Genomic DNA, 4,773 nt, shown 5'->3' with positions numbered 1-4,773 from the left:
TCCAGCTTCCAGCTTCCAGCTTCCAGCTTCCAGCTTCCAGCTTCCAGCTTCCAGCCTATGCTTATCGACGCCCACTGCCACCTCGACTTCCCCGACTTCGATGCCGACCGTGAGGCGGTGTTCGAACGGGCGAGGGTAGCGGGTGTGGGTCATTTCGTGGTGCCGGGCACCACGCGCAAGCGCTGGTCCAACGTACTGGTGCTGGGTGAGCGTGACGACGTCAGCGCCAGCCTAGGGCTGCACCCCTACTTCATGGACGAGCATCGGGAAGAGGATCTCGAGGCCCTGGAGGAAGCGCTGGACGCCAATCCCGGAGTCGTAGCGGTGGGGGAGTGTGGCATCGATGCGCGTTTCGGGGAGAGCTGGAACGCCCAGTGGCGCCTCTTCGATGACCAGTTGCGACTCGCCAAGGCGAGAAAGCTGCCGGTGGTGATCCATTGCGTGCAGGCCAACGACAAGGTGGCCAAGCGCCTTCGCCAGCTGGCGCTTCCTGCCGGAGGGCTGATTCACGCCTTCACCGGCTCCCCGGAGCAAGCCGGGAAGTTTCTCGACCTGGGGTTCGTGCTGGGGCTCGGCGGGGCTGTCACCTATGATCGGGCGAAACGGCTTCGCCGGGCGGTGAAGTCGTTGCCCAACGACGGGTATGTGTTTGAGACCGACAGCCCCGACATGCCGCTGGCTGGCCTCCAGGGCCAGCGCAACGAGCCGGTCAATGTCACCGAGGTAAGCCGAGTAGTAGCACAGATCCGCGAACAGACGCTGCAGCGAGTGGCGGCGGACAGCACCGCCACCGCTCGTCGACTGTTCCAGTTACTCGTCTGATGACGTTGCCAACGGCACATGGGCGAAACGAAGCGACATGCCCGCACCGCCGTCGAATCTTGGGTGGTCCAGGATCTGGACATCAATATCGCCAGCGAGAACATCGTCGATGCGCGAGAGGGTGCCCTCTGCACTGACCGGCATTTCTGAGAGGCTGGCCGAAACCGGTTCATCGGGTCCGGCAGTGAAGGGACCCGAATGCCCGGCGGGGAAGACCAGTTCGAGGTTGGGACCGCGTGTGCCGAACACCATTGAAAGCCGTCCGTCTTCCTCTGTCACTTCGATGGGGGTGAAGAAGTTCACTAGAGGGTCGTCGGGCATCTCCTCCTGCATCTCGGCGAGGGCGCCGGTGAGTTGGGTTATCTCGATTTCTGGGGCGAAGGTGTAGGGGATTTCCCGGAAGCGAGCGGATAGGCTTATCATCCGTTCGGGCGCGTCGCTTGGGGCCAGCTTGACCTCCAGGCGCCCAGTGGCCGACGTCTGGTCGAATTTCGAGAGTGTCAGCGTCCCGCCTCGCGAACGGTACGTAGGGGGCCGCTTGGAATCTGACGCGCGGCTTTGTTTAAGGGAGAGCCAGAGCAAACCGTTCACCGCCGTGTCATCGCCGAACGCACCCACTTCATGGGTGCCCGCGGACAGTCCTTCAGGCAGATTGAGGCTCAGGCTTGTGTTGACGGGATGATCTTGCCAGCGTGCCTCACCCCTGAAACTGAATCGCCACGGCCCGCCATCATTGGTCCCTTCGTTATCGGCGAGCGTATATGTGGAACGGTTGCAGGGCGCATCGGCGCGGACAGGACCGAACTGGCCCTCGGCAGCGCCAGACACTTCCATCCGATAGGCGCCCGCGGCAAGCACACCGGCATAGGCTTCGACGGATAACGGTTCCATGCCAGCGGGGCGGCGGCACGCGGTAGAGTCGATCACCTTGTGGCCATCTCGGTCGAGCCAGACCAGTTTGTCGCGCGCCCAGGGCAGTGCCCAGAGCATCTGTTCCGGTCCACTGCGCGGGTCGCCGAGCCCCTCATGGGAGATTTCGGGCGTGTTGCCGCAAATATTGATGCCATCGCCTACGACAAGTGGCAGCAGACCGTCATGATAGCGAGACAGACGGCTTTCATTGCAGATCGTCAGGCGACTATCTGACTCAGGATCGACGATGACTTCGCCATCCTGGTCGATCCAGACCGGAGCAGGGTTGTAAGCTTGAGCCTCCCGAACCGGGGCGAGGCCGTCGGCGAAAGGTCCTGCTGCCGCTATCGCCTTGCGACTGCCTTCGGCGAAGCGGATCTCGCGGATGGCCCAGTCCTCGGCGTCCATGTAGCCGATCTCGTCGCCAAGCTTTACTGGGGCGAGTCCCTCCGAATAGGCCGCCGCCCAGGACAACACGAACTTGTGGACCAGGACCAGATCGCCGTTTGTATCGATGTAGCCCCAGTTGGTATCTGACAACGCGGCCGGCGCGCGTCCAGCGGCGAAGTCGCCACCATCGTGGAATTCGGGCTCGATTGCCCAGGTACCCTCTGTGTCGATCCAGCCCACTTCGTTGCCATCATTTCTGTCGACGCGCACCCACGCGAGGCCGTCGGAGAAGGCGCCGATATCGAGGATATCGTGCTCGGTGAACGCAGGTGGATCCCAGCGGGTGCCGTCACGGGTGATGAAATGTGGCGATCCTTCCTCCGGGGTCACCGCGCTGCAGCCCTGGGAAAACGGCTTGTAAGGTGAGAGGTGGTAGCGTGTCTGGTTGATGATCACTGCATCGGCATCCCGCGACCCCGGCGTCACCACATAGTCGCCGCTGGTGTCGATGACGCCCCAGCCTTCCTGGCTCTCCACGGCGGCGCGCCCCTCAGAGAAGGGACGCACCTGCCGCCATTCGGGCGCCAGCTGCCATTCGCCGTCGGCGCCCACATAGCCCCACATCTCCCCATCGGGGAGGGGGTACAGTGTCGATGCGTCAGCGGACGGCAAGGATGGGCCACAGGGTTCCGCCAGAACAGGAGCCGCCAGCGAGCTCAGGGCTACCCCGGCGAAAAGACGTATCAAGCGCATTATTTCACCTCGCGGATATCGATGCGGTCGAACTCGGCCACGGTCTGCTCGGAGCCTAGCGTTCCGGCAAAGATGGCCGGCTTTCCTGCGGTGCGCAGGACTTGCAGTGGCTCGGTTTCGATGCTCTCAGGGCCACCTTTCTGCATGGCCCAGCGCTTCATTTCCAGCCGCCCGATATAGTCACGACCGCGCTTAACGAGGGTAAGTCGAGCTCCCTTCTCCTCAAAGTCGCGCAGGATGCGCGCCAGGTCGTAGCCGCGAGTGTCGCCGGCGATCTCGACATCAGCCACCGAGGCGTTGCCGCCCGAGACGGCGCGGAGTCGCAGCCACATGTCATCGTTGGAGTTGCCTTGGCGGACGATGTGAACAGTGATGTGATTGTCGGAATCCTGGTAACGGCCAACCTGCACGATTGCACGACGCCCCCCCAGGGTCTTGACCTCCCCAAGCCTGGCGGTGAAATCTGCGCTGATCTCCCAGTCGCCCTCGGGAAGCGTTGCCCCCATCCACTGGAAGATATTGGGCTGGTCCGGTGCATCTCCCATGGCGCCAGCACGCACCGTCATGGTAACGAGCTCGCCGCTGTCCAGAATGAAACCCGTGGGTTCGGGATACTCGATAGACCAGTCGTCACCAAGCGCGCTACGCTCGAACTCATCGACGAATAGCGGTCCCGACTGCGTGGGGTCTGGCTCGGGAGTGCTGACGGTTCGTAGGGCATCCGTCAGTTCCCCGGCATCCCTCGCTGCCAGATACTGCCCTCCGGTCGATTCCGCGAGACAGGCGAGTTGGCCGTCGTCGCCGATGTCGAAGCCAATGACATGGGCGGTAAAGGCCATGCCTGACGTCTCGAGGCGTGCCCCCAGTTCACACAGGTCGGCGCCACAGTTTTCCAGCCCATCGGTGACGATGATCACCGAGGTGGCTCGGTCATCATGGGACAAGGCCTCGGCGGCTCTCTCCACCGAGCGGCCGATGGGCGTCTTGCCGCGCGGGTTGACGCTCTCCATGGCCTGACGGAAGGCAACTCGATCCAGGGGGCCGGGTTCTATCAGGGTCTCTATATCGCCACACTGACCTTCCTCTCGGTGCCCATAGGCCATCAGCCCGATAGGGCTGTTTGCCGGCCAGTCGCCCATCATGGTGTCGATCGCCTCCCGGGCAATGGTGATCTTGGGTGTGCCATCGATCTGGCCCCACATGCTTCCCGAGCCGTCCAGTACCAGCATCGCCGCACTCTCTTCTGACTGGGCTTGCAGGCCGAATGGCAACGCCAGCAGCGCGATGGAAAAGCCTGTCATGATGGGATGTTTCATTGTTTTCCCTCGGTATTATTCGCCTGGTTTTTTCACACAGTCGGAACATCTCTAACTTGGCTAGATGCGTTCATATCAAGGTGAGCGACGCTTTTCGTCGAAAACTGAGTCGGGCCATTGGCGCTGGTCCAATTGTTCCGGACGTTTTTCGTCGAAAACGGAGTCGGGGAATTTCCGCTTATCCTCGGGTAGGGTAGTCGCTGGCTGTTCTCGCTTGTTGAATACAGAGTCGGGAAACTGCTTCGTGTCTTCAATCTTGTCAGACGCTAGCCGTGGGTTGGTGCTCGATGCGTCCTGTGCGTGAAGCGCCACGGCGAACGTCATCATGGAGAAAAACAGCAGGCTGGTGACACCGGTTCTCATGATAGTCTCCCTCAGTGAACGTTCATGCTTAAAGCCTAGACAGACCTATACGACCCTCGCATGGTGCAGTTGCACTATGCGGGCAGATTGACAAGGCTAGGGGCATGGAGCTATCAAGCAGGGAACTACAGCAGATCACGCGGCTTCAGGAAGCGCTTCTCAATATCCGCCTCGATCGAGCCCGTATTGGGGATCTGCTGGCCGAGTTGGCGGTGCT

At 61.8% G+C, this 4,773-nt stretch carries 4 protein-coding genes; 1 reads left to right on the top strand and 3 read right to left on the bottom strand.

The window, feature by feature from the left end; translation table 11 throughout:
• Positions 1 to 57: 57 nt before the first annotated feature.
• Entirely contained in the window at positions 58 to 822 is a 765-nt protein-coding gene (locus RI841_RS12075) for a TatD family hydrolase (protein ID WP_310705851.1), read from the top strand.
• Here the strand turns inward: RI841_RS12075 and RI841_RS12070 are convergent.
• The 3 genes from RI841_RS12070 to RI841_RS12060 form a co-directional block, all read right to left on the bottom strand.
• Positions 811 to 2,748 carry a WG repeat-containing protein gene (locus tag RI841_RS12070; protein ID WP_310705850.1) on the bottom strand — a complete coding sequence of 646 codons (1,938 nt, stop codon included), beginning with the start codon at positions 2,746 to 2,748 and terminating at the stop codon, positions 811 to 813. The genes RI841_RS12075 and RI841_RS12070 overlap by 12 nt on opposite strands.
• Before the next feature lie 128 nt (positions 2,749 to 2,876).
• A complete protein-coding gene (locus RI841_RS12065; RefSeq protein ID WP_310705849.1) occupies positions 2,877 to 4,178 on the bottom strand; it encodes a VWA domain-containing protein in 1,302 nt (433 codons plus the stop codon).
• Positions 4,179 to 4,268: 90 nt separating this feature from the next.
• The gene (locus tag RI841_RS12060) at positions 4,269 to 4,556 is read right to left on the bottom strand and encodes a hypothetical protein (protein ID WP_310705848.1); all 288 of its coding nucleotides are present in this window, start codon (positions 4,554 to 4,556) and stop codon (positions 4,269 to 4,271) included.
• Between the last annotated feature and the right edge of the window lie 217 nt (positions 4,557 to 4,773).

The organism is Halomonas sp. (genome assembly GCF_031581305.1).
GTDB lineage: Bacteria > Pseudomonadota > Gammaproteobacteria > Pseudomonadales > Halomonadaceae > Halomonas.
The sequence above is the reverse complement of the archived record's forward strand: the minus strand, read 5'-3'. Positions and strand labels throughout refer to the sequence as shown.